Source organism: Acinetobacter sp. F9 (assembly GCF_019195275.1).
GTDB lineage: Bacteria > Pseudomonadota > Gammaproteobacteria > Pseudomonadales > Moraxellaceae > Acinetobacter > Acinetobacter pseudolwoffii.
The window spans coordinates 1,479,925-1,505,195 of the sequence record NZ_CP078068.1; the positions used below are offsets into that span (position 1 = coordinate 1,479,925).

General features: G+C 46.6%; 18 protein-coding genes. 13 read left to right on the forward strand and 5 right to left on the reverse strand.

Features of this window, described 5'->3' with window-relative positions; all coding sequences use genetic code 11:
- Positions 1 to 52 precede the first annotated feature (52 nt).
- Positions 53 to 4,174 (reverse strand): UvrD-helicase domain-containing protein, encoded by a 4,122-nt coding sequence (locus tag KT990_RS07135; RefSeq protein ID WP_218208536.1) that lies wholly within the window; start codon positions 4,172 to 4,174, stop codon positions 53 to 55.
- Positions 4,175 to 4,178: 4 nt separating this feature from the next.
- Positions 4,179 to 7,883 carry an exodeoxyribonuclease V subunit gamma gene (locus KT990_RS07140; RefSeq protein ID WP_218208537.1) on the reverse strand — a complete coding sequence of 1,235 codons (3,705 nt, stop codon included), beginning with the start codon at positions 7,881 to 7,883 and terminating at the stop codon, positions 4,179 to 4,181.
- 175 nt (positions 7,884 to 8,058) lie between these two features.
- On the opposite strand from KT990_RS07140, the gene KT990_RS07145 reads away from it, so the two are divergent.
- Positions 8,059 to 8,559, forward strand: coding sequence for a hypothetical protein (locus KT990_RS07145; protein ID WP_005095328.1), 501 nt, complete (start codon positions 8,059 to 8,061; stop codon positions 8,557 to 8,559).
- A 53-nt stretch (positions 8,560 to 8,612) separates the two neighbouring features.
- Here KT990_RS07145 and KT990_RS07150 read toward each other — a convergent pair whose 3' ends face one another.
- Positions 8,613 to 10,031, reverse strand: a complete 1,419-nt coding sequence (locus tag KT990_RS07150; RefSeq protein WP_100357925.1) for a phosphate--AMP phosphotransferase — start codon at positions 10,029 to 10,031, stop codon at positions 8,613 to 8,615.
- A gap of 204 nt (positions 10,032 to 10,235) precedes the next feature.
- On the opposite strand from KT990_RS07150, the gene KT990_RS07155 reads away from it, so the two are divergent.
- The 7 genes from KT990_RS07155 (at position 10,236) to KT990_RS07185 (ending at position 16,396) form a co-directional block, all read left to right on the forward strand.
- Positions 10,236 to 10,940, forward strand: coding sequence for an FFLEELY motif protein (locus KT990_RS07155; protein ID WP_100329316.1), 705 nt, complete (start codon positions 10,236 to 10,238; stop codon positions 10,938 to 10,940).
- Positions 10,941 to 11,086: 146 nt separating this feature from the next.
- On the forward strand, positions 11,087 to 12,031 hold the full coding sequence (gene ubiE / locus KT990_RS07160) for a bifunctional demethylmenaquinone methyltransferase/2-methoxy-6-polyprenyl-1,4-benzoquinol methylase UbiE (RefSeq protein WP_005095322.1): 945 nt from the start codon (positions 11,087 to 11,089) through the stop codon (positions 12,029 to 12,031).
- A 12-nt stretch (positions 12,032 to 12,043) separates the two neighbouring features.
- A complete protein-coding gene (locus tag KT990_RS07165) occupies positions 12,044 to 12,721 on the forward strand; it encodes a ubiquinone biosynthesis accessory factor UbiJ (RefSeq protein ID WP_218208538.1) in 678 nt (225 codons plus the stop codon).
- Positions 12,722 to 12,733: 12 nt separating this feature from the next.
- The gene (locus KT990_RS07170; RefSeq protein WP_218208539.1) at positions 12,734 to 14,353 is read left to right on the forward strand and encodes an ABC1 kinase family protein; all 1,620 of its coding nucleotides are present in this window, start codon (positions 12,734 to 12,736) and stop codon (positions 14,351 to 14,353) included.
- Between the two features lie 72 nt (positions 14,354 to 14,425).
- Positions 14,426 to 14,848 carry a hypothetical protein gene (locus KT990_RS07175; protein ID WP_100355500.1) on the forward strand — a complete coding sequence of 141 codons (423 nt, stop codon included), beginning with the start codon at positions 14,426 to 14,428 and terminating at the stop codon, positions 14,846 to 14,848.
- Positions 14,849 to 14,938: 90 nt separating this feature from the next.
- On the forward strand, positions 14,939 to 16,018 hold the full coding sequence (locus KT990_RS07180; protein WP_005172985.1) for a patatin-like phospholipase family protein: 1,080 nt from the start codon (positions 14,939 to 14,941) through the stop codon (positions 16,016 to 16,018).
- Positions 16,019 to 16,078: 60 nt separating this feature from the next.
- Positions 16,079 to 16,396 (forward strand): hypothetical protein, encoded by a 318-nt coding sequence (locus KT990_RS07185; RefSeq protein ID WP_074383938.1) that lies wholly within the window; start codon positions 16,079 to 16,081, stop codon positions 16,394 to 16,396.
- Between the two features lie 54 nt (positions 16,397 to 16,450).
- Here KT990_RS07185 and KT990_RS07190 read toward each other — a convergent pair whose 3' ends face one another.
- Entirely contained in the window at positions 16,451 to 18,805 is a 2,355-nt protein-coding gene (locus KT990_RS07190) for a Tex family protein (protein ID WP_218208540.1), read from the reverse strand.
- Between the two features lie 336 nt (positions 18,806 to 19,141).
- On the opposite strand from KT990_RS07190, the gene ompR reads away from it, so the two are divergent.
- From ompR to KT990_RS07210, 4 genes are all read left to right on the forward strand, one after another.
- Entirely contained in the window at positions 19,142 to 19,906 is a 765-nt protein-coding gene (gene ompR, locus KT990_RS07195; RefSeq protein ID WP_004278590.1) for a two-component system response regulator OmpR, read from the forward strand.
- Positions 19,907 to 20,165: 259 nt separating this feature from the next.
- Entirely contained in the window at positions 20,166 to 21,626 is a 1,461-nt protein-coding gene (locus tag KT990_RS07200; protein WP_100329320.1) for an ATP-binding protein, read from the forward strand.
- 205 nt (positions 21,627 to 21,831) lie between these two features.
- On the forward strand, positions 21,832 to 23,349 hold the full coding sequence (locus tag KT990_RS07205) for an acetyl-CoA hydrolase/transferase family protein (RefSeq protein WP_005095307.1): 1,518 nt from the start codon (positions 21,832 to 21,834) through the stop codon (positions 23,347 to 23,349).
- A gap of 229 nt (positions 23,350 to 23,578) precedes the next feature.
- The gene (locus tag KT990_RS07210; protein WP_100329322.1) at positions 23,579 to 24,229 is read left to right on the forward strand and encodes a DsbA family oxidoreductase; all 651 of its coding nucleotides are present in this window, start codon (positions 23,579 to 23,581) and stop codon (positions 24,227 to 24,229) included.
- 109 nt (positions 24,230 to 24,338) lie between these two features.
- Here KT990_RS07210 and KT990_RS07215 read toward each other — a convergent pair whose 3' ends face one another.
- Positions 24,339 to 24,539 carry a dodecin family protein gene (locus KT990_RS07215; protein WP_005095303.1) on the reverse strand — a complete coding sequence of 67 codons (201 nt, stop codon included), beginning with the start codon at positions 24,537 to 24,539 and terminating at the stop codon, positions 24,339 to 24,341.
- Positions 24,540 to 24,939: 400 nt separating this feature from the next.
- Between KT990_RS07215 and KT990_RS07220 the strand changes: the two genes are divergently transcribed.
- A complete protein-coding gene (locus KT990_RS07220; protein ID WP_218208541.1) occupies positions 24,940 to 25,137 on the forward strand; it encodes a hypothetical protein in 198 nt (65 codons plus the stop codon).
- Positions 25,138 to 25,271: the final 134 nt, after the last annotated feature.

A 25,271-nucleotide genomic window follows, 5' to 3' on the forward strand; every position in this document is an offset into this window, starting at 1 on the left:
TCCACAGGATAATTTTCTGTTTAATCTCTATATATTTTATCAGGCAGCAAAATTATGCTGTTTTTTTCTGCTCAAAATAGCCCAAAATCTGATCCAGTTTTTCAACGAATTCGATGTCTGGTTGCCAGTGATATACACCTTGTTCCATCTGCCCGTGCATACCGCGTAAATATAAATAGCTTGCGCCGCCCAGATGCTGCTGCATTGAATACGCCTGCATATTTGCGTTCAGATAACGATGCAGGGCCACCAGATACAAGGCTGCCTGCAACCAGTAACTGGACTGGCTCATATTCTGCTGAATCGCCTCAGTTGTATAATGCTGTTGATCTGGGCCGAGAAAGTTACTTTTATAATCGGCAATATGGTAACGCTGGCCATCAAAATACACCAGATCGATGGAACCGGTCAGATAACGTGCCGATTTGGCTTCATTAAAATCGCTCATGACAATGTCATGTTCAACAAAGAGCTGATGAATTTGTCGGATCTGCAAAGGCGCATCGGTCAGTGACAGATAGAACGGGAATTCTGACAGATACTGTTGATCACCCAGTTGTGCCAAAACAAAATCTGCCTGAATCGGAGTGACCAGAATGTCATGCACCCAGTCATGCATCAGATTGAGTAAAATATCTTCCCTAATTTCATCAAGCAATCCATCTAAAGCAGTCTGGAAGATGCTTTCGACATTGAGCTGTTCAGGACTTGCAAGGTGTGCAATCTGGGCCATTTCCTGTTCAAAAAACAGGATAAAGCTGTCATCATCCAGCTCGGTGAAATAACGCTCAAACTGGCTTAAAAAGAGCATCAAGGCTGATCGGTCTTGCTGTGCCGATTGAAATAACTGTCGCCATTGTTGACGATAAGCTTCGCTCTGATCATGCAGGCGAATGCCGCTCAGCAATTTATAGTTCAGGCTGGACAAAACGCGTTGCATACTCTGTTGCAACTCATCTGCTTTGAAATTTGCCTGCGCTGCGGCTTGAAAAAGGCTACGCAGATTCACCGCTGCGGCCTGATAATGCGGCGCAAAGGTCTGCTCCAGCACAGTACGCAACTGGAAGGCCTGTTCAAATTTTTCTTTCAGTTCTTGCCAGATTTGCGGTGCAGTATTTTTAAAACGACGGCGAATTTCCAGATTCCAGTAACTGCTATCCTGAAAATTGATATGTTCAAAAATACTGTGCAAGAAAGTCCCGGCCACCGTACCTTTGGGGAAATTCAGCTTGATCCAGTCTAGCGGTGTGACAGCCGGCTGATCTGCTAAAGCATTCAGATTGATTTCATCCGCTGCACTATCCGGGTGTTCCTGTGCATTGACCAGATCATCCTGCAAAACTGGCGCATGTGACTGGTGTTGCGACAATGCGGTAAAACTGGTTTTGGTGCGTGGATAGAACTGTCGCTCTGGCAAAGGTTGCGCCAGCATGTCGATCTTATGATTGTGTGACTGCTCGACCAGACGTGCCGGTTCCTGAGACAGCGGCTGCTCGACCAGAGTTAAAGCATGTTCGAAGATGGCATCGCCCTGGCCACGCCAGAACGCCAAGCCCGAATCGGATTGTGAAGCGTGGTCTTGCAACATGGCATACACCCGATGACTGGCACGGGTCAGCGCCACATACCAAAGCCGGTGATTTTCCGCTGCATTACGCGCTGCATTCTGTAAAATCGCCTGCTCGTGCAAATGCTTATGATTGACTGCAATCACCCGGGATTGTTCTAAAATACTTTCAGACAGTGTGCCACTTAATGAAAAGTTCAAGTTGCCTTTATTTACATCAAAAGCAGCATCTGCGCCCAATAAAAATACCACTTTAAATTCCAGCCCTTTAGAGGCATGGATGGTCATCAGCTGTACCCCATGATCACCAGACAGCTTGCGTTCTTTTTCATTGTCTTTGCCTGAAGGGGACTGTAACTGACGCAAATACCAGTGATAGAGTTTTTGGGCACCCTGATAATATTCACTTTGCTGGCTCAGAATTTCAGTCAGATGACGCAAATTCACAACCACCCGTTCATTATCCAGACTTTGACTGGCCACCAGATGAGTCCAGACCTGAAACAGGTTTAAGGCATAATTCCATGCCGTGAGAAAACCTTTTTCGAACCACATTTCCCGAATTGCATCCAGATCGGCAATATAGCGACTGAGCCCTTCACTCTGCGCCTGTAACTCAATCAGTTTTTTCAGGTTGAAGCCCAGCAGGCGGGTCAGTAAGGCACGTTTGACCTTGGATTCATTAAAAGGATCCATGATTGCAGTCAAGACGGCCGCGACATCCTGCGCAATAGCACTGGCAAAAACACTTTGTTTGGACTCTTTATAACAAGGAATACCCATACGCTGTAGGCGCTGCTTGACCTGCTCAAGGGCAAAATGTCCAAACCCCAGCACTGTAATATCATCGGCTTTCAGGCTTTGAATACTGTTCTGCTGCTGAAAATATAACTGCTGTTGAGCAGACTGATTGAGGAGTGCACGGATTTTCCAGGCCACCTGATCGGCTTCTACATCCGACTCACCTAACTGAATCCAGCGTAAGGGCTGCGGATTGCAGACAGCGCTATCGATGAGATCCGGATGTGGCCGACTACCGGCCTGAATCAGGGTGTACTGCACCTGTTCACCAAAATCCATCTGGCATTGAAATAAAGCATCGACCACTTCGACCAGCGCTTTGACCGAACGATGGTTCTGCATCAGGGTATATTCGCGGCCCTGCTTCTGCCGCACGTCAGCATGTGCCTTGTTATAGGTCAGCATGTCGCCACCACGGAAACCATAAATCGCCTGTTTCGGATCGCCGACCATAATCATGCAGCCGGATTGAACCCGGCTAGCATCCCGCCAGATCTTGGCCAGCAGGTCATCCTGATCCTGATTGGTGTCCTGAAACTCATCCACCAGAATCAGCGGATAACGTGCCTGTACAAACTGGGCAAAGCGCTGACCCTGCTGACCCTGCAAGGCTTCCGCCAGTGTGCGGATTTGCTGGGAAAAAGTCGTTTCACCCTGCTGTTGCAGGGTTTGTGGTAAACGGGTCTGCACACTTTGAATAATATGAAATTCCAGATAGGTCGTGAGCTGCTTCAACTGCTCATCCAGATCCTGTTTGACCTCACACAGTGCATCAATTGCCACAATCAGGCTGTGTTGCAAAATCAGCTGCTGCTCCGCCTCCGGACAGCTCTTGTTAAAAACCTGAGTGGTCGGCTGGAAATCAGTTTTTTTACGGCGTAAATGGCACAGATTCAGTAAAATCGGTTGCAATTCTGCATCAAAGAAACTCATGCCACCCTGAGTTTGCAGGGCTGCGCTCCAGGTCATAAAGTTTTCACAAACGTCGGTTAACTTGGTCAAAAAACTCTTGTGAAAATACTTTGGACTTTCCTGACAATAGCGCCGCATGACTTCGAGATCATGCTCATGAATATTCAATAATTGGGTAATACAGGCTTCTAATTTACCTAGATCACATTCAGCCGGCTCGACCTTCTGGAATTGCTGCTTGCTAAAATTTAGGGCATCCCGAACCAGCCCGGTATAATGCTCGACCGGTTTCAGCAGATTCTGCACATACAAATGATTGACCATATATTGGGGCTGCTGCTGAATCCAGTCACGCAGCACATCATGAATCAGTTGCTGGATATATAAATCCTGATCTTCGGTCAGTTCTGCACGTTCAATCTTGCCACTTTCAAAAGCAAATTCACGTAACAGTTTCTGGCTAAAGCTGTCCAGCGTCCCGACAAACAGTTCATCCAGCTGGTTCAGTACCAGACGCAAGCGGCGACGGGCATAGTCCATCCGTGTGCCATAATCTTTCAACACCTGCTGAAATAAAGGATCAGTTTCGCTCTGAATCTTCGCTGCAATTTCCACAGAATTGAGCTGCTGATGACGCTGGATATAGGCCAAAGTTTCTTCGACCCGCAGCCGTACCCGGTTTTTCAGTTCGGCCGTTGCCTTGCGGGTGAAGGTGGTTGCAATCACCTGATGCGGATAATACTGATCCAGAAAAATCCGCACCATCAAACTGGATAAAGTATAGGTCTTGCCGGTTCCTGCCGATGCTTCAATCCAGTGCAGACCACGGAACGTCATGTCCTGAATCGGATTGGTAGAAATGGCTTTTTGCATCTGCTGCTTTAACACGGTCATATTGCTATTTCACCCATTCCAGATGTTGGTGAATCGGCGCATACAGAGCATGGGCGAAATCATGACAGCAGCGCTGCAAGGCCAGATCCGGGTCCTGATCCTGCAAAATAAACTGCCAGTCCTGATGCAGCAGACTGGATTCATCCGAAGCCAAAGGCTTGGCACTTTCATAGCTATTGTTCCAGGCTTTTAGCAGTTCCGGCATTTCCACAATGATCATTTTGCCCTGTTCATTTTCGGCCCACTGCCACTCTTTTTTCATCAACAATTCCGCTGGCAAGACCAGCGGCTGCTGTTGACCAATTTCCCAGGCTTTGAACCAGAACTGTAAATATTCTCGCGCTTTACTCGAACTCAATCCGGAAAATTTCAGGGTTTTATTACTAAAAATCACAATACGCTCCAGTTCCGGCGAGCGTGCATCATCATTTAAGTAAGCCAGCCATAACAGATATTCCAGCCAGATCTGGGCACGGCGTTTTTCCGAGGCCGAAGAGGATTGCATACTCAGCCAGTAGCTACTGTGTGAAACCTGAGGCACGTTAATATGAATGATCAGTTCAGGACTAAATTGCAGGGATTGCTGGGTCACCGGCGTCAGTTCTTTGCCAAGCTGTAGCAATCGTTCTTGCAACAACTGCTGTTCCTGCTGACTGCTGAGCCAGGTGGCTTGCTGGGTTTTGCCTACTGGCAAACGGTCTAGCATCAAGCTCGGCTCAATCTGCTGATCTTGTTGTAATAGAAAATCCCGCACCTGATATTGTTCCAGCTTGTTTAATAACAAGGGCTCACGGGAACTCGGCAAATCTGCATAGCGAATTGTGGAAATTCCGACACTTTTCAGAAATAAACGTGCCGGGAAAATCATGTCCCGAATCCACTCATCCCCTTTCAGCACCCGTAGTTCTTTTTGTTCAACTGCCGGATAATGCGCATTGATCCAGCTGCTGCGCTTGCCTTCGGCACTTCGGATATATTCTGCCACCGCAAACCACTGATCCCGATAACGCGGTGTTTGCGCATCTGCAAATCCGGCTGGATCAAAAGGCTGCAAGGGATGTACATGATAAAGCTGCTGGATATGTTGGGCGACTGACAGACCATTGATTTCCACCACAGGATCGACTTCGGCATCCGGCTGTTCCGACTGACAGATGAATGCGATATGCTGAATCAGTTCCTGCAAGGCAGTGGATGGATCTCGGGCCTCGCCATCGTTCAGATCAAAGCCATTATAAAACAGCCATAAATTATCCTGCGCCAATAGTAAGGCATCCAGAAAAGCACCCTGCTCATCATCCAGACGCGAACGATCGCCGAGTTGCGGCTTCAGGCTGCGCATCAGATCAAACGGCACCTGCTGATTCCGGCTCGGAAACTTACCGCTATCCAGATTCAGCATCACCACCAGCTGATAAGGGAGTGGCCGGATCTGGCCAATCTGGCTAAAAGTGATCTGTCCGGTTGGTTCGGCCTGATCCAGCTGCATTTCTAGCGTATTCTGAATTTCTTCCAGCACATAAGGCAAAGGCAAACTCAGTGCCACCAGCTCCTGACTGGCATGTGAATCATCCTGCTCATGATAATCGGCCAGGGTCAGCATCCGCATCTGCTTGTCGATAATCTCGGCCACAGTTTTGAGCGATTCCACCCCGGCATCACGAAATTCATTCAGATCGGCGCGCAAATATTCCAGCCAGGTTTTCACCGGCGTGCGCTGTCCGGTCTCATGCAAAGTCAGCCAGTCACGGCGCTGCACCAGATCCTGATAAATCTGGATCAGGGTTGAAATCAACGGGAAATCACTGGTCAGAACCTTGGCATAACTCAAGGTATCCTCAAACATTGTATGTTCAGGAATGGCCAGGCCCAAAGCCAGACGGTCTAGCGCGAATTTAAAACTAAAACGGTAATCATCATCGCCTGCGCTCAGGCTTTGCTGTAAATGCTGCTGGTCCAGACCGCGCTTGAAGCCAGCCTCCGTCAGCAACTGCAACATCCGTTCTACCTGACTATAGTCCAGAGCATAACGTTGCTGGGTGGCATTCAGGCTGAGCCAGTCGGCAAAGTCCTCAATACTGAAACGGCGACGTACCCACTGGATCCGGCCCAGTACCGCGCGCCAGGCATTGCTAACATCCAGACGCGACACCCCGGCAATCTGGATCGGTAAATACAGGTTATCTTTCTGCAACCGTTGGCTGCCGATCTCACGCTCACGTGGTGGCGGGGCAAAGACACTGCGAATCGCCGGTTCCAGTTCTTTCAGATTCGGACTCAGCACCAGAATGTCGCTCGGTTGCCGTGGCTGCTGTTCCGTGCCTTGTGCCAGCCAGTGAATGAGCTGTTCTTTGAGTACTTCCAGCTGACGCAACGAGGAATGACAGACATGAATCTGCACCGAATCATCGGCCGGACTTAAAGCATATTGATGCTGTTCAGGTTCGAGTAAATATAAAATATCTGACTGGATTTTTGCCAGCAGCTTGTCCTGATAGTCATCGACAAAAACATCGGCCCAGAGACCTTCTTCTCCAGAAGACAGTTTGGAGAGTAAAGAGAAATGATCCCGCGCCTGCTTGCCAAATCGGGTCAACAGCGGATGCCGCGATTCACGATCTTCGGCATTAAAGTTAAGCTGCTTGATTCGAAATTCTTTCAGTTCAGCATCATTCGGTTTACGTTGGCGAGTTTTTTCAAAGCGCTGAATAAAGCGCTCTTCCCGTTGCAGATTAAATTTGGCTTTCCAGTCCGGATCGACACTGTCGGCCCAGTATTCCTGCGAGGGGTTAAAATGAAAGATATAAATGTCTATGTATTGCCCCAGCCGGCGTAAAAAGTCCAGCTGGCTGGGCGGAAGTTCCAGCAGGCTAAATACCACTATCTGTGCCGGCAAGCGTTTCAGAGCCTGGGCGCGGGTTTCTGCATTTTCCAGCCGTTCCCAATACAGGCGCTCAATCTCCAGAATTTTGGCATAATCCTCCTGAAATACATGCTGCCACAACCAGCGTTGCCAGGCTTCCAGTTCACGCGCCTGAATTTTGACGAAATCGGCCACCTGTATTTCATGGCCATTTTCATCTTTGGGACTATAGATCATCTGCTCGATATCCAGCGCAATATCCTGTCCCCAGGCCTCTAGCCAGTTGGTCGGGCAGCTGCAGCTTTGCGGTGGACAGTTACGTGCACAATAACCGCGATAATCCATATAATGGCTGAACAGGCGCGATACCTGTTCGGCCACCCAGTACAGCATGCTCTGTTTTTTCAGCTGTTTTTCTGTGCCCTGTTCCAGCCGGTCGGCACTGTCGTAAATCCGCTTTACAATTGAATACAGCGGATGATCGACGTCTAAGGGAATCTGTTCTGGCAGAATACATTTGCGCAGTGCCTGAAACACCCGCCATTTGATGATAATACGCGGAATATTGGCTTCTCGAACCTGTTCGACTTCTTTAGGCGCATTCAGCACCCACTGATAAGACGTCCACTGAAACGCACGAATTCGGTGATGGAACTGGCTATTGGCACTGATGCCTTTCTTCTCGGCAATTTTTTGAGTCAACCAGCTTTCTACGGCCGGAGACGGCACAATAAAATGCCGGGGCTGTAACACTTCAAACGGATGCCGGGCAGTTTGATTGACAATACGCAGCATACTATCCAAAAGCACATCAATGCGTTGACTCTGAATAACATGGATTGCCATCGTTTCCCCTGAACTGCTGAACTAGTTTTACTACAAAATGATAAAGATTAGTTACTATACATCTCGAGCGCTGTATGACACTTTAAAACCACACTTCAGTCGAAAAATTTCTTTGAAAAAAGCATCTTAATGATGCTTGCATAGAAAAAAACAACATAGAGCTTAGGTAGTGCCCATGAAATTAGATAAAATTCCTGAACGTATCGATCCAAGCTTAGATTTGGAACAAATTCGTGCCGAGTGCCTGGAACTCACCAAAAAACGTGCCTACTATTCTGCGGGTGCCGCCATTATTCCAGTGCCGTTTATGGATGTCGTCATTGATATCGGCATCTTGTCGCAATTGATTCCCGAGATCAATGCCCGCTTCGGACTGGCGCCTGATCAGATCAGTGTCTATGATCCCAAAACCCGTCAGGTGCACTGGAATGAGCTGCGTAAACGCGGCGTAGAATTTTCTGGTCTGGTGGTCGCGCGAACTGCCGTCAAAAAATCTTTGAACAATGTTGCAGCGAAAGTGATCACAAAGCAAGTGACAAAATTCATTCCCCTGGGTGGTCAATTGATTGCCGCCAGTCTGGGCTATTTTGTCATGAAAAAAATTGCCGAAGCCCATGTCGAGGAATGCTACCGTGCGGCTAAAAATATCCAGCAAAAACAGGTCGCTCAAGGTTAAGCACATTTGAGCTCAATATTTTAAACAGCTGAGCCCGTGCTACTTCAGGCAGATTATTCTGCCTGAAGCTGTCTTAAAATGGCCTTTAACACCTCGACCCGTGCGGTATTTTTATCATCGGTCGCAATGATATGCCAAGGTGCATAATCGGTCGAGCTACGTTCAAACATGTCGGCTGCTGCTTTCAGATAATCATCCCAACGTTCCCGGTTACGCCAATCATCCTCAGTAATTTTAAAACGCTTATGCGGTGTATCTTCGCGTGCCTTGAAACGTGCAGCCTGTTCATCTTTGGAAATGGCCAGCCACAGCTTGATCACCACGGTTTGATGCTTGACCAGACTTTGCTCAAAACGGTTAATTTCCGCATACGCACGTTGCCATTCTGCGGCACTGGCAAAACCTTCTATCCGCTCTACCAGTACCCGCCCATACCAGGAACGATCAAAAATACAGATATCATCATCGCTTTGCAGTTTGGTCCAGAAGCGCCATAAATAGGGACGGCTCAGCTCATATTTTTCTGGTGCGGCAATGGTATGAATTTCATATTCACGCGGATCCAGTTTTTTCACAATGCGCTTGATCGCACCGCCCTTTCCAGCCGCATCCATGCCCTCAAACAGAATCACCACATTCCGCGGATCGGACCGCATCGCCTTGGCTACCTTAGCCGTTAATTTTTTCAGCTCCGGCTTGTAATCCTCTGCCTTGGCTCGAGTTTCGGCAGGATGTTTTAACAGTTCGGGAATCTTGGCCTGTTTCCATCGTCCACTGGCTCTGGCCGGATGATTGGGGCAATGCTTGAGAGCACCCAGAATATGCTGGGCAAATTGCTGGTCACGCTGCTGTTCATCTTCACCCTCAATAATGAACCAGTCTTCGGTAAAATGCTGACGCAAGCGCTGCAAGGTGTCGTACTGTTTTCTGTTGCGCCAGTCCAGACCATGCAGCTGATGCCAGTGCGCTTCACTCGGATCCATGGCATCCAGCCGTTTTTGCAGGGCTTTCCAGGACAGGTCAAACCAGACCTTGACCACATCGACATGATTATTTTTCAGGTCCTGTTCAAAGGCTTGCATCTCTTGCAGATAATGATTGAACTGTGCATTAGTGATCGGATCTGAAACTTGCATAGCGCTGCTCAGTAGGTCGCTGTACCAGTTGCCAAACAAGACCATGATCTGTCCTTCGGCCGGAATAAACCGCGCATAAGGCTGCCACAAAGTCTGTTTAGGCCCGGCCACTTGTGGTGCATCCGCTTTCACGCGCAAATAGCGCGGATCGACCCATTCACGCAGCTGCTTGACCGCTTCACCCTTACCGGCCAGCTCAATCCCGTTGACCAGAATCAACAGGCTTTTGGCATTTTTCTGGCCGCGTGTTTTTTTTAAATCATATTGAGCATCAATCAGCTCGACCGATAACTGATCTTCATCCATTAACTGAAATTGTGGTTGTTCCATGCGTATCTTCAACCCTGATGTTTTATTCTGTTTGCAGTATAACGATGAGTTTTGGCGCAAAATAGCTCTGGCAACGTTTTTCACACGATTAAATTGGCTATTTAAACAACACATTGACAGACAAATGTCCGATCTGTGTTCAATTTGTCATAGCAGGATTGTCCGGCAGCCTCTAAGATTCTTGCATTCTCAAACTATAATTGAAATCTCATGTCCAAACTTGCCGTTCTCGATGATCTGTTAGCGCATTATTATCAGCTGAGCTATCATACCCAACCGGACATTCTGAGCCGTTTACAGGATGTACAGGCCTGGCAGAAAGTTCGCATGCAGCGAACTCATCGCGCGCATTTTGCGGAAAAACCCAATCAGTTGATGGCCGAATATTTCCTGAACCGTCTCTATGGTGGTGCCGAATTTGATGCACTGGCAGCACAGATTGCCCGGCTGATGAAATATGCCCATAAAGCAGAAAAAGTGATTCCTGAAAATGCCATCAAAACCGGGACATTGGGTGTAGAACTGGCGATTCTGGCGGTACAGCTGGATGAGCAGGTCGCGATTCAGTTATTACAGGATTATCATCCGCATGAAACACTGACCGATGAGATGATGCGCCTGACCTATCTCAAACTGGATCAGGGTCAGGCACGGTTAAAACAACTGGCCTTGCTGGATCAGCTCGGTATGAGTCTGGATAAATACATGCGCTCCTTTGTGGTCTATGCGGCCTTCAAGATGTGTAAAGGCGCGGCCAATAAATATAACTTTCAGGTGATGTATGCATTTATGCAAGATGGTTTCCTGGCCATGAAGCCGCTGAAATCGGCAGAAAAATTTGTCCGTGAATTTACCGCAACCGAACGCCAGATTATTGAGAAAGTGCATTCTGGCGATGCGTTGCCATTTCAATAAATAGCAGTGCAGTATTTCTGCCAAGCGCACATTTTTCTGTATATTATTCATAACAATTGCATCATGATTGCTGAATAAGCCTTTAGAATCTGTCATGATGCAGAGAATGCAAGATTAACCCGATTGATATGTTAGGAGTGACTCCAATGTCGAATGAAAATACAACGCCTACCCCTACCCCTGAGTCGGCACAACAGACAGACAAAGTGAGCCCATTCTTAACTGAACCTCTTCCACAAGGTACGCCGCAAGGTCAGCAACAATCCCTCGAACAACGCCTGACTGATACGCCGGTCACAGGCTCGGTGCCGAAATATAACCTGCCACGCGGTGCCAATACCGGCAACGTGGGTTCAACCACACATTTTGGTTATCAAACCGTAAACAGCGAAGAAAAAGCCCAGAAAGTGGCTGAAGTGTTCCATTCGGTGGCGAGCAAATACGACATCATGAATGACCTGATGTCTTTCGGGATTCACCGTCTGTGGAAACGTTTTGCAATCAATATGTCCGGTGTACGCCGTGGCCAGCAGGTGCTGGATATCGCCGGCGGTACCGGTGACCTGGCCAAAGTGTTTAGCCGCGAAGTGGGCCCGACCGGTCATGTGGTGCTGTCTGATATTAACGAATCGATGCTGAATGTCGGTCGTGACCGTCTGATCGATGCCGGCTGTACCAATGTCGATTTCGTACTGGCCAATGCTGAAACCTTAGAACCATTTGCAGACAACAGTTTTGATCTTTTGACGATTTCATTCGGTCTGCGTAACGTGACCGATAAAGATGCCGCACTTGCATCGATGTATCGCGTACTCAAGCCAGGTGGCCGTTTACTGGTGCTGGAATTCTCTAAACCGGTGTTTGAGCCATTCTCTAAGCTTTACGATCTGTACTCATTCACAGCCTTGCCAATCATGGGTAAAATCATTGCCAATGATTCTGAAAGCTATAAATATCTGGCTGAATCGATTCGTATGCATCCAGACCAGCGCACCTTAAAAGGCATGATGGAAAATGCCGGCTTCCAGAATTGTGACTATCACAACCTGACTGGCGGGATTGTTGCGGTTCACCGCGGTTTTAAACTTTAAGGTTCATTCCCTATGTGGTCAATTCTGGCACTCGGTGCTGTTGAACGCGTGATTCACCATGTGATTGATCTGGATGCGATTACCCGCATCCAGTTAAATGCCTTGTCTGGTAAAATGCTGCGGGTGGTGATCGCCTCGCCGCAGCTTTCGGTTGATGTGTTTTTTGATGAAGGCAAAGTTCGTCTGGAACCAACGGCAACCGGTCATACCGAAACACCTTCGGTCTTTGAACAACGTCCATTTGACGCAAGTTCCGCGACAGTTACCGAAGCGACCGCAACCTTGCAGGTCAGCAATGTGGTGGAATTACTCAAGCTGCTGCTTTCCGATGAAGTCGGCAATATTCCATTGCAAGGCGACTACAAGTTATTGCAGGAAATCCAGCGCATCATGCAACAGGCGGAACTGGATCTGGCAGCGCACTTAAGTCCTTGGATTGGCCCGACGCTGGCGCATGAAATTGGCAAATTGCAACTGCTGCCCAAGCAACTAAAACGCACCTTGCAAAGTCAATTATTCTTTGCTGAAGATGCCTTAAAAGAAGACAGCGGTCTGTTTGCTCCCCGCTGGCAAATGGATGACCTGAATCAGGACACCCGTATCCTGAATCAAAATTTAGATCGGGTTGAAGCAAAAATCTATCAGCTTCAGGCTCAAATCGATGCCTCAAACAATTCTACTCAAGACTAGGTACACAGCTTTATGATTCCGCATGTTTCACGTTTACTCGAACTTTGGCGCATCGCCGCGCACTATCGACTCGACACGTTGTTTCCTGCGGAAGAATTACCAGAAAAATCCCGGCATGTGCTGTCCCTCATCCGGATGCATCCGGCCGCCTGGTCCAGTCGTGAACGTAAAAATCCGCTCAAGCTGAAACTGGCTTTAGAAGAAATGGGGCCGTTGGCGATTAAGCTTGGCCAGCTACTCTCGACCCGTCGTGACCTGATTCCACCTGAAGTCTTACAACAACTGGTGTTGCTACAAGACCGAGTCAAGCCGTTTGATAATGACGTGGCCAAGATGCGCATTCAGGAATCACTGAAAGCTGATATAACTACCCTCTTCGCGCGTTTTGATACCCAGCCACTGGCAGCGGCTTCGATTGCACAGGTGCATACCGCAGCCCTGCATGATGGCCGTGAAGTCGTGGTCAAGGTGACCCGCCCGAATATTCGCCAGCAGATTTTGCAGGATTTTGAAATTTTGGAATGGCTCGGTCAATTTCTGGAAAAACGTCTGGAAGCAGCACGTGCTCTACACTTATCGGAAATCATTCAGGATTATCGACAGATCATTCTGAATGAGCTGGATCTGACACTGGAAGCCGATAATACCCGCCGCATGCGCCATCATTTTACCGGCTCGAGCATGATGTATGTGCCGGAAATTTACATGGACAGCAAAGATGTTCTGGTAGCCGAGCGTATTACCGGGGTGCCGATTTCAGATATCGCGACCTTTGACCGGTTGGGCATGGATCGTGCCGATCTGGCACGTAAAGGCCTGACCATCTTCTTTACCCAAGTTTTCCGCGATAACTTTTTCCATGCTGACATGCATCCGGGCAATGTTTTTGTCGAAACCATCAATCCGAGTAATCCGCGTTTTATTGCGCTGGACTGCGCGATTATGGGCGAGCTGTCTAAGCATGACCAGATGACCGTAGCACGCATGCTACTGGCGGTCATGAACAGTGACTTTATGCAGCTGATTCAGGTGGTGCATCAGGCCGGCTGGATTCCACCGGGGACTGATCAGGATGCTTTGGCACGTGAAATGCGCCGTAGTGTGGGGCCAATGGTGTCCAAACCGATGCATGAACTGGATTTTGCCGGCATTCTGATTGAAGTCATGGACATCGCTCGTCGTTTCCATCTGGAAATTCCACCGCAACTGATGCTGCTACTCAAAACACTAGTGCATGTCGAAGGCTTGGGAACCGATCTGTATCCGGAACTGGATATCTGGAGTCTGGCCAAACCGATCCTGACCGACTGGATCAAGGCACAAATGAATCCGCAGAAAAACCTGAAAGAACTGGGACAAAAAATTCCGGATTTGCTATTAGGGGCACAGGATCTACCAACCTTGATGATTGATAGCCTGAACGGTCTGAAAAACCAGTCAGCCTGGCATGCCAAACAGCTCAATGAACTGCAAAGCATGCGCCTGCAAATGGAACTTCAGCAAAAACGTAGCTGGATGTTTGGCAGTATCATGGCCATTCTGCTGTCGATTGCGATTATTTCACCATGGTTTGTGTCGGTGCTTCTGATTGTGCTAGCGAGTGTTCTTGCCGTCTGGCGAATTGCGAAATAATTTTTTAAATAGCCTGATTCGTCAGGCTTTTTTATGCTTAAATTATTGAAAAAATAAAACAAGAATATCCAAATGAAATATAGTTTTTTATGGGCACTGTATCGCCAGAATAGACAAAAAACCTTTCTCACTGCACTACTTTACAGCTTCCCAACATGGATAGATATTTTTTTCTATATCAACCAAACAGCCCATTGGCTGGCATGGTCCTCTGCTGCCAATACCACATTCTACCTCCTGATTCATAGTGACTATTTCTGGCTCATTGTCAGCTTTAACCTGCTTCCGTTGTTATTTCTATTCTGTCTACGACAAACACAGCTAATACTAGCTTTAAAAATATGGATAGGTATTGCAGGTAGTTTGTTTCTAATTCATGCTTTTTACTGGCCAAGCTATCCTATAACCACGCTTTTGATTATTTCATTTAATCTACCTTTTTTAAATTTACGCAATAAAGAACTCATGCACACTTACATCAACCCGATGCCATGACTCTCAAGTCACCTTAGGACATATCTTGCCATTGGGTCTAAAGACGCATCGATTAAAATAAGCACACACTTGGCTGGTATGGATTGAATCATGGTACAGATTTTACAAAAACGGGCGCCTGCGCTGACGATTCGTGCTGGCCATCTGGCACGTGAGCTGATTTTGCAACAAGGATTACAACCTGAACAGGTCGATATTATCCCCGGTGCTGCAGGTGGCCCAAAAGGAATCGGGATTCAGGGTCTGGATCAGGCGATTTTTGGCGAGTTTTTCCCACGTGCCCCACAACGGCGTACTCTCGTTGGTTCCTCGATTGGTAGCTGGCGTTTTGCCAGTATGGCTGCACATGGGGCTCAACAGGGAACCGAGCGTTTAGCTGAGCTGTATACCAACCTTTATTTCCATAAAAAAATGACCCGCCAGGAGGTCAGCGAAGTTTGCCGCGGCATGCTACTTGATCTGGTACAAGGCAAGGAAAATGATCTGGTCAATCATCCGGATTATCATCTCGCTGTGATTTCAATTAAAGCCCAGCACATTTTCCAGAGTGACAAAGTGCTGCCTTTGCTGGCCTCTGTAGCCGGAATTGTCGGAACAACTGCTGTTGCACGTAAACACAGCCGTCATTTTATGCAGCGTGTGATTAGCCAGCCGAATATGGGAGAACAATTTCAAATCGCGGAAGATGGATTTACTACACATTATCATGCCCTGACCGAGCAGAGTGTATTGTCCTGGCTGATGGCCTCGGCGTCGATTCCCGGGGTAATGGCAGCGGTGAACAATATTCCGGATGCACCGCAGGGTTATTACCGCGATGGTGGTCTGATTGACTATCACATTGACCTGCCCTTTCAGAGCAAAGGCATTGTGCTCTATCCACATTTTACTGACAGCATTACTCCCGGCTGGTTTGACAAGTTATTTAAACGCACCTCAAATCCGGAAAATCAGGCACGCACCTTGTTGCTTTCTCCATCGCAGGACTATCTGCAAAGTTTGCCTTTAGGCCGCTTACCGGATCGTAAGGATTTTACCCTGAAGGGCCTAGATCAGGCAGAACGGATCAAATTATGGAAAGCCTGTATTGCTGAAAGTCAGCGTTTAGGCGATGAGTTTCTGGAGCTGGTCGAGAAGCAGAATTTTGCTGAGGTCATGAAAAGCTTGTAATTGACCGAGAGTGCCCGATTATTTGTATAATTGCTTTCATTTTGTGAACTGTTGAGATTTATGCAGAAGTTTTTAGTGGTCCTGCAATACCTGTGTCTGGCCTTTGCCGTCTATCTGACTTATAGCGTGAGCATGTCGCTGTATAACCAAGATTTTGTCCTGATGGAGCTGGTCGCTGATATTGGTACGATTCTGATCTGTATTGACTTGGGCGTGTTTTTATTTAGCAGTAAAACCAAAGCAGGCATTAGCATGGAAGAATATGCCAAACGACTGGAACAGCCACCGTCGAAACTGGTTTATGTGACACGAAAAATGGGGCATCTGGGTATTTTGCTGATTATTACCAGCTGGATTGTACCGATGATCAATTCATAAAAATCAGATATAAAAAAACCTCCCGATGGGAGGTTTTCTTTTAGCAATTAAAGATTACTTTGAACCTTTAATCCCTGCTTGTAATAACAATGCGCCTAAACCACCAATTTTTTGCTCTTGTGGTTTAGCCACTTGCGGTTTCTTGCCCTGAGGACGCTCACCTTGCGGACGCGCTTGCTGTGGACGTTTGCCTTGAGGCTTACGCTCACCGCGCTGTTCATTGTTTTCACGACGTGGCTGACGTGGTGCTTTTGCCGGCGCTTCAGAACCTTCAGGACGCATCGATAAGTTCACACGATTACGTTCAGCATCCACATTCAAGACCCGCACTTGCACGATTTGACCCGGTTTCACTACTTTATGCGGATCCGCGACAAATTCATTGGCAAGTTCAGAAATATGTACCAAACCGTCTTGATGCACACCGACATCGACAAATGCACCGAAGTTAGTGACATTGGTCACCACACCTTCAAGCTGCATGCCTTCAGACAATTGCGCAACTTCAGTAATGTCATCACGGAACTTCGCCGTACGGAATTCTGGACGCGGGTCACGACCCGGTTTTTCCAGTTCGCTTAAAACATCTTTGATAGTTGGCAGACCGAACTTCTCATCTGCAAATTCTTCAGCATTGACCTGACGAATGATTTCAGTATTGCCAATGATATCTTTCACTGTCGTCGCTTTCGCTTCAACAATTTTAGATACAAGTGCATAAGATTCTGGATGCACTGCAGATGCATCTAATGGCTCAGAACCATCTTGAATACGCAAGAAGCCTGCTGCCTGCTCAAAAGTACGCTCGCCTAAACGTGGCACTTTCTTCAAGGACTGGCGATTATCAAAACGGCCATTTTCCTTACGGAATTCCACAATTTGCTGTGCAATCGATTTATTCAGACCTGCGATATAACCCAAAATCGCCGCAGATGCCGTGTTGACATCGACACCGACCGAGTTCACACAATCTTCTACCACTGCTTCAAGGGTTTTCGCTAAACCGGTCTGGTTCACATCATGTTGATACTGACCCACACCAATCGATTTCGGATCGATTTTTACCAGCTCAGCCAATGGATCCTGTAAACGGCGTGCAATTGACACTGCACCACGAATCGACACATCCAGCTCTGGCAGTTCTTGTGATGCCAGTTCTGATGCTGAATATACCGAGGCACCTGCTTCAGACACAGACACACGTGTCATTTTCAGATCACTGTTCGCAGCCATCATTTCAGCCACTAAAGCTTCAGTTTCACGGCTTGCCGTCCCATTACCCACTGCAATCAGGTCAACATTGAACTCGCGGCATAAACGTGCCAGTTCAGCCAATGAACCTGCTTTATCATCTTTGGGTGCAAATGGATAAATCGTGCTGTGCGCCAGCACATCACCCGATGCATTCACCACAGCCAGTTTCACACCGGTACGGATACCCGGGTCAACGCCCAGAGTGGTGCGCGCGCCTGCAGGAGCAGAAAGCAGTAAATGACGCAAGTTTTCAGCAAAGACGTTCATGGCTTCTGTTTCAGCAGCCAGACGTTTTTCAGTCAGCAATGAATGTTCAATGCTTGGACGCACTTTGCCAAGCCAGAACAGTTTTGCGGTTTGCTTCAAGAAATCCTGACGTGCTTGCGGCTGAATCGTGTCTAAATTGTATTCAGTCTCAATGCGTGCCAATGGTGCAGCATCTTCGCCATCCACTTTCAGGCCCAGAACGTTTTCTTGACGGCCACGCAGCATCGCCAATAAACGATGTGAAGGCACTTTGTTCAGGTTTTCAGAGAAATCGAAATAATCACGGAATTTTTTACCGACTTCTTTCTTTTCTTCAGAAGCAACCAAACTTTTCAGCACGGCAGTTTTGGCAAAAGTGGCTTTCAGTTCAGTGGTCAGCGCGATATTTTGTGCCCAGTCATCAATCAGGATGTGCTGGATCGCATCAAGCTGGCTTTCAGTATCTGGATAATCGTCATGGCTAAAACCGGCCAATGCGTCGCTTGGATCTACCGCTTCAGCAAAGATTTTCTCGGCGATTGGGCCTAAACCGGCTTCCTTGGCCTTAAATGATTTACTGGTACGTTTTGGACGGTACGGTGCGTAAATTTCTTCTAATGCATTTTTGGTTTCAGCGGCATTCACACGCGCCAACAAATCATCAGACAATTTATCTTGTTCTTTGAGTGATTCAATCACCTTGTCACGGCGCTCATACAAATCACGCAAGTATGATAGACGCGTATCGAGTTGACGTAGTTGCGTATCGTCTAAGCCTTGCGTTACTTCTTTACGGTAACGTGCAATAAAAGGAACACTGGCACCTTCATCAATAAGCTTGATGGCAGCTTCAACTTGGTTTGGACGTACGGCAAGTTCTTTTGCCAACTGCTGAACTAAGTCAGTCATCGTGTTTGATCCCACAAGGATAAGTACTAAATGGCATGATTATAAAGACCGGGCCTATAAAATCCACCATTGTTTTTATTAATTTGTCTCAACTTTATATTATGAAGTGCCATAGTTTTCAGCTTTTCTGAATATAGTTTGCATGAACTTTGCTTTTTATGTTGCTCCAAATCATATTTTTTGTCCATTTAGATGTATATATTTGGTATCTATGTCTTGATTTTAACTGCAATATTTGGTGCTTTAGAGCATAGTCAATTAATATCAATGAATCGTATACTCAAAGCATATTTCATTTTTTGTTTATGACGACAATAAAGAATAAAGGAGCATCTCATGAGTTTAGTTGTACCTGCTGAAAAAGCCGATGCCGTACATACCGAAACAGACCGAGTCGAACGCATCTTGGTTGTTGATGATGATGTTCGTCTGCGTACCCTATTGCAACGTTTCCTCGAAGATAAAGGCTTTGTGGTGAAAACTGCACACGATGCCACGCAGATGGATCGACTTTTACAGCGGGAACTGTTTTCTCTGATCGTGCTCGACTTTATGCTTCCGGTCGAAGACGGTTTAAGTATCTGTCGTCGTTTACGCCAATCCAATATCGATACGCCTATTATTATGCTGACCGCGCGCGGCAGCGATTCTGACCGTATTGCAGGGCTTGAAGCCGGTGCGGACGATTACCTGCCTAAACCGTTTAATCCGAATGAATTGCTGGCGCGTATTCGTGCGGTATTGCGTCGTCAAGTCCGTGAAGTACCGGGCGCACCAAGCCAGCAAATGGAAGTGGTGTCATTTGGCCCCTGGTCACTGGATTTATCAACCCGTACATTGACCCGTGAAGGTCAAGTCGTGACTTTAACCACAGGTGAGTTTGCGGTATTGAAAGCTCTGGTTCAGCATCCACGCGAACCGCTCACCCGTGACAAGCTGATGAATCTGGCGCGTGGTCGTGAATGGGGTGCCATGGAACGTTCGATTGATGTTCAGGTGTCACGTTTACGCCGTCTGGTTGAAGAAAATCCGGCGCGTGCGCGTTATATCCAGACCGTTTGGGGTGTGGGTTATGTGTTTGTTCCAGATGGTGCGGAGTAAATTAATACCTTGATTCATGACGGAGTCTGATGGTTTAAGCTCATTTATAGGGTTTAACCTGCGATTCGCCTTACTTTTGTTTCGACAAAAGTAAGCAAAACCATTGTCATCCGCAAAACTCGACAACCTCCGTCATTCAAGCAATTCTCTCGCAGAAACATCATTGACCATCTTGAGTCCTGCCTCAAACAGTTGCGGATGACCTTAACGTGTATCCAACTACGGGGGAAGCCTCCCCTTTTGAGCAAAAGGACGCAGTGTGAAACTCGACCCCATCGACCCACAAAAATTTACCGATTTTGTTACCTACTCAGAAAAAAAACGCACGCGTGGGGAACGCTTTCTGGACAAGATCAAACCGCGTTCTGCCGCCATGCGTACCACAGTTCTGGTGGTCTTTGTGGTCTGTTTCAGCCTGTTCATGTCTTTGTGGTTCTTCTGGCGTACCTTATTTTTACCTGAAATCCAGCAACATGCGCGCTATCTGGCCATGGAACTGGAAATTCTCAATAATCCCGATCTACGCCTGTATCATAAACAGCAGGAAGTCGATATTGATACCTGGTTAAAAAACCGCGTTGGTATTGAATATGTGACCAATCCGGCAGAGTATCCCACTGTCCGGGAAAAAGTGATTGCAGAATTTTTTACCCGGCAGATCGAAACCAAGCTGGCCAAAGAACTACGTATTGAAGAGGCCACGGTCTATTTCCAGTTTAAACCAAGCCCGCGTATCTGGATCCAGACCCCTGAAATGAATGGTCACTGGGTGCAAGAGCCTTTAAAAACCTATGCCAATTATAGTAATGAGCTGATTCTGGGCTGGTTACTGGGCACGCCGATTATTGTCGGCATTATTATCCTGACCCTGGTGCGTCAGCTCAACCGTCCTTTACGCCGCTTGCAGAATGCCGCCAACAGTTATAGCCGCATTGGTTCAGCACCCTATCTGGACACCAATCATGGCCCACTGGAAATCCGTCAGGTCAATCATGCCTTTAACCAGATGATTTATACCCTAGACCAGACCGAGCGGGAACGCCGCATCATGCTGGCCGGCATTTCACATGACTTGCGCACGCCTTTAACGCGGATTCGTCTCAGTGCCGAAATGATGCCCGATGAAGACTTTCTCAAAGAAGGTCTGATTTATGATGTGGAAGATATGGACGCGATTCTGGATCAGTTCATTTCCTATATGCGCGATGGTTCCGATGAAGAACCACAGGACACCAATGTCAATGTATTGCTTCAGGAACTGGTCAAGCAGTTTAAACCGCTCGATATCCGTTTCAGTCCGCAAGAAATACCGTTGATTCAGGCGCGCAGCATGTCGCTAAAAAGACTGATTGGCAACCTGATCAATAACTCAAAACGCTATGGTTCAGAACCGATTGAAATCTCTGCACATGTCGAGGAAAACCAGCTGTTAATTTGTGTTGCAGATCATGGCGAAGGCATTCCGGAAGACCAGATTGAAGCGCTGATGCAGCCTTTTGTACGGGGAAATTCAGCACGAACCGTCCAAGGCAGTGGCTTGGGACTGGCCATTGTGAAACGGATTGTCGATATTCACCAAGGTCAATTACGCATTCATAATCGCCCTGAAGGCGGACTTGAAGCCATCATCTCACTCCCCTTGAATCAGCTTAACCCAGAGACGCCTCCCCCAGCCACCACACTTGATAAAATCCGCCAAACACTGACTGATCGCTTTTAAGAAACGATCAGTCAGTGAGCAAATGATTTTGTAGTTTTTCTATACAATTCATTTTATATTTCATTAATTCAATCACTTAAAAATCATCATTTTTTATTATACCTACATTTAGCTAAAAAATTAGACCTTAGCCTAACACCTATGCACAATACATTTTTTGAGCGGTACAATCCGTCTCATAGTTTAAGAATTAATGAGAGTTAAAATGTCTTTAGATCGTATCCGTTTAGCCTCCCTACACAACAAAGTCATCAGTCCAGAACAAGCGGCTGAATTCATCAAAGATGGCATGACTGTGGGTATGAGTGGCTTTACTCGCGCGGGTGAAGCGAAGGCGGTTCCTTTAGCTTTAGTTCAACAAGCAAAAGCAAATCCATTAAAGATCACGTTAATTACTGGTGCATCACTAGGAAACGATCTAGACAAACAACTGACTGAAGCTGGCGTACTGGCACGTCGTTTACCGTTCCAGGTCGACAACACTTTACGTAAGGCGATCAACAACGGCGAAGTGATGTTCATCGACCAGCATTTGTCTGAAACTGTTGAACAAATGCGTAACCAACAGCTGAAAAAACCAGATGTTGCGATCATTGAAGCGGTTGCAATCACTGAAGATGGCGGCATCATTCCAACCACATCTGTAGGTAACTCTGCAAGCTTTGCAATCTTTGCTGAAAAAGTAATTGTAGAAATCAATACCAACTTAAGCCCGGCATTTGAAGGCTTACACGATATCTATATCCCGTCATACCGTCCAACGCGTCAAGCGATTCCTTTGACTCAAGTGGATGAGCGTATCGGGACACATGCGATCAACATCGATCCAGCAAAAATTGTCGGTATCGTATTCAACAATGACTTGCACGACTCACCATCTACAGTGACTGCACCAGATGATGAGACGCAAAGCATCGCCAATCATTTGATCGCTTTCTTTGAAAAAGAAGTGGCTGAAGAGCGTCTACCGAAAAACTTAGGTCCATTACAGGCGGGTATTGGCTCAATTGCCAACGCAGTATTGACCGGTCTGAAAGATTCGAACTTCGAAGACTTGATCATGTACTCAGAAGTACTACAAGACTGTACCTTTGAATTGATTGATGCAGGCAAAATGAAGTTTGCTTCAGGTTCTTCGATTACCCTGTCTGCTAAATATGGCGAGAAAGTATTCAACAACCTGGAACAATACAAAGACAAACTGGTATTACGTCCACAGGAAATTTCGAACCATCCTGAACTGGTACGTCGTTTAGGTATTATCGGTATCAACACGGCACTTGAGTTTGATATTTACGGTAACGTGAACTCGACTCACGTCTGCGGTACCAAAATGATGAACGGTATTGGTGGTTCAGGTGACTTCGCACGTAATGCGCACCTGGCGATCTTCGTGACCAAATCTATTGCGAAAGGTGGCGACATCTCTTCTGTAGTGCCTTTTGCTTCACATATCGACCATGCGGAACACGATGTAGATATTCTGGTAACTGAACAAGGTTTGGCAGATCTTCGTGGTTTAGCGCCACGTGAGCGTGCCCGTGCAGTGATTGATCACTGTGCACACCCAATGTATCGTGATGCCCTGAATGATTACTTTGACCGTGCTTCTGCAAAAGGCGGCCATACGCCTCATCTGCTTCGTGAAGCGCTGTCTTGGCATTCAAACTTCGAAGAAAATGGTCACATGCTGGCTGTTGAAGCTGCAGTAAAAACTGCATAATTGACTGCATTCGAAAAACGCCCTACGGGGCGTTTTTTTATGGGATTTTTATCTTTCTTGAATAGCCATAAGCAGACTCTCTGGACGAAATCATCAGGCTATCATTCATATTCTCGTCCAATCTTCATGCTGCCAATATGCTGTAGAAATCCCCTTCTGATGCTCAGGGACTTTAAATTCTGATTCTTCACCCTCATACTTAAACACAAGAGTAAATTAGAGACATGACATGCGCGTAGATATCTGGTCAGATGTGGTTTGCCCCTTCTGCTATATTGGTAAAAAACGTTTAGAAGCAGCTGCACAAGAAGCAGGCATTGAACTTGAAGTGCATTGGCACAGTTACCAGCTCGACCCTGAAGCACCAGTGCGCCAGGAAGTGTCCAATTCTGAGCGTCTGGCACAAAAATATGGTCGTAGCGTAGCTGAAGTCGAAGAAATGCAGCGTAATATTGCCGAGATGGCCAAAGCTGAAGGCATTGAATTTAACTGGGAAGGTGCCAACTCAGGCAATACTTTCAATGCGCATCGTATTATTCATCTGGCGCAAAGCAAAGGTTTGGGTACTGATGCACAGGAAGCTTTCTTCTATAGCTATATGACGCAAGGCTTGGCCATTGGAGAGCGTGAAACACTGGAAGATGTCGCAGCACGTATTGGCCTGAATCCGGTCGAGGTCGATGACTTACTGGACTCTGATGAGTTTTCTGATTTTGTCAAATTTGATCAGGAAGTGGCACAGGATCAGCTCAAAGTGACTGGTGTACCTTTCTTTGTTTTTGATCAACGTGTGGCCTTGGCAGGCGCGCAGCCTAAAGAAGTGTTCTTGCAGGTTTTTGAGAAAGCGCTGGAGACTGCAGCAGAAAATCCGGCTGAATAATACTCAACAGAGAGTTGCAATACGCCTAGGCAATCGAACTCAGAAAATTTATAAAAACATCCCCATTTCAGATGGGGATGTTTTTTGCATGTCATTTACACTCATTGACTTAGTCGACCAGAAAACTAATTTTTAAATTTACACGATATTCCGTGATTTTATTTTCTTTGATGACCACCTTCTGTTCATTGATCCAGGCACCTTGTACATTTTTGATGGTTTCTGTGACTTTTTGAATACCGGTTTGAATCGCATCTTCAAAGCTTTTCGTACTGCTTGAATTAACTTCCACCACTTTTGCAATTGCCATAATGAAACTCTCATTGTAAACATGAATGAAAATCCATCTTAGTTCATTCCCACAGGATTGCAGCAGCGCGTAAACAAGCGACAGCAAAAACTTACATGGATTGAACAAAGCTTTCATCTGAGCAGATGAAAATCTATTGACCTTATTTTGGCAGTTCATGATATTCAAATTTCCATTGTGACTAACAACCATAAAAGCCCCGTAAACAGCCGAAACCCAGACTAGAGCAAATACACTAATATATTGTTTTGTAGAATAATTTTTCTAATTTTTAGGTGCTGCTTTTGCCGAATCTATCATTTTCTATTCAGCCTTATTTGCTATGATTTCACCCGAATCAAGTTTAAATACTCTCCCCTCTGTTCAAGTTGTTGAACACCCTGATATTAAAGGTCGTCCCATGAATGCTCTTAAATTTGCTTTCGCAGCAACTGTTATGGCTTTTTCTGTTCAAGCATCAGCGCAAATGGCACAAGTGGTTTATCTGCCAGACTTTCCGGCAAGCAAAGCACCTGCTGAAACTGTAAATACAGAAACTGCAACGCCGGCAACTGAAAAACTGCTTAATACCCAACAAGTTTTTATGCAAACAGGCTGATTGATTCAGCCTGTTTTTTTATATCGATTTAATTTAGCTGCTCTCTGAAGAAAATCTGTATTTTAAAAATTATCGATCATTTCATATTTTATTATTTTCCATTGATATTGATCGCTTTTTTGTCATTAAATTTA

Excerpts from the sequence above, each read along its gene's own strand:
- KT990_RS07135 (WP_218208536.1), bottom strand. The coding sequence starts at position 4,174 with ATGACCGTGTTAAAGCAGCAGATGCAAAAAGCCATTTCTACCAATCCG.
- KT990_RS07140 (WP_218208537.1), bottom strand. The coding sequence starts at position 7,883 with ATGGCAATCCATGTTATTCAGAGTCAACGCATTGATGTGCTTTTGGAT.
- KT990_RS07145 (WP_005095328.1), top strand. The coding sequence starts at position 8,059 with ATGAAATTAGATAAAATTCCTGAACGTATCGATCCAAGCTTAGATTTG.
- KT990_RS07155 (WP_100329316.1), top strand. The coding sequence starts at position 10,236 with ATGTCCAAACTTGCCGTTCTCGATGATCTGTTAGCGCATTATTATCAG.
- ubiE (WP_005095322.1), top strand. The coding sequence starts at position 11,087 with ATGTCGAATGAAAATACAACGCCTACCCCTACCCCTGAGTCGGCACAA.
- KT990_RS07165 (WP_218208538.1), top strand. The coding sequence starts at position 12,044 with ATGTGGTCAATTCTGGCACTCGGTGCTGTTGAACGCGTGATTCACCAT.
- KT990_RS07170 (WP_218208539.1), top strand. The coding sequence starts at position 12,734 with ATGATTCCGCATGTTTCACGTTTACTCGAACTTTGGCGCATCGCCGCG.
- KT990_RS07175 (WP_100355500.1), top strand. The coding sequence starts at position 14,426 with ATGAAATATAGTTTTTTATGGGCACTGTATCGCCAGAATAGACAAAAA.
- KT990_RS07180 (WP_005172985.1), top strand. The coding sequence starts at position 14,939 with ATGGTACAGATTTTACAAAAACGGGCGCCTGCGCTGACGATTCGTGCT.
- KT990_RS07185 (WP_074383938.1), top strand. The coding sequence starts at position 16,079 with ATGCAGAAGTTTTTAGTGGTCCTGCAATACCTGTGTCTGGCCTTTGCC.
- KT990_RS07190 (WP_218208540.1), bottom strand. The coding sequence starts at position 18,805 with ATGACTGACTTAGTTCAGCAGTTGGCAAAAGAACTTGCCGTACGTCCA.
- ompR (WP_004278590.1), top strand. The coding sequence starts at position 19,142 with ATGAGTTTAGTTGTACCTGCTGAAAAAGCCGATGCCGTACATACCGAA.
- KT990_RS07205 (WP_005095307.1), top strand. The coding sequence starts at position 21,832 with ATGTCTTTAGATCGTATCCGTTTAGCCTCCCTACACAACAAAGTCATC.
- KT990_RS07210 (WP_100329322.1), top strand. The coding sequence starts at position 23,579 with ATGCGCGTAGATATCTGGTCAGATGTGGTTTGCCCCTTCTGCTATATT.
- KT990_RS07215 (WP_005095303.1), bottom strand. The coding sequence starts at position 24,539 with ATGGCAATTGCAAAAGTGGTGGAAGTTAATTCAAGCAGTACGAAAAGC.
- KT990_RS07220 (WP_218208541.1), top strand. The coding sequence starts at position 24,940 with ATGAATGCTCTTAAATTTGCTTTCGCAGCAACTGTTATGGCTTTTTCT.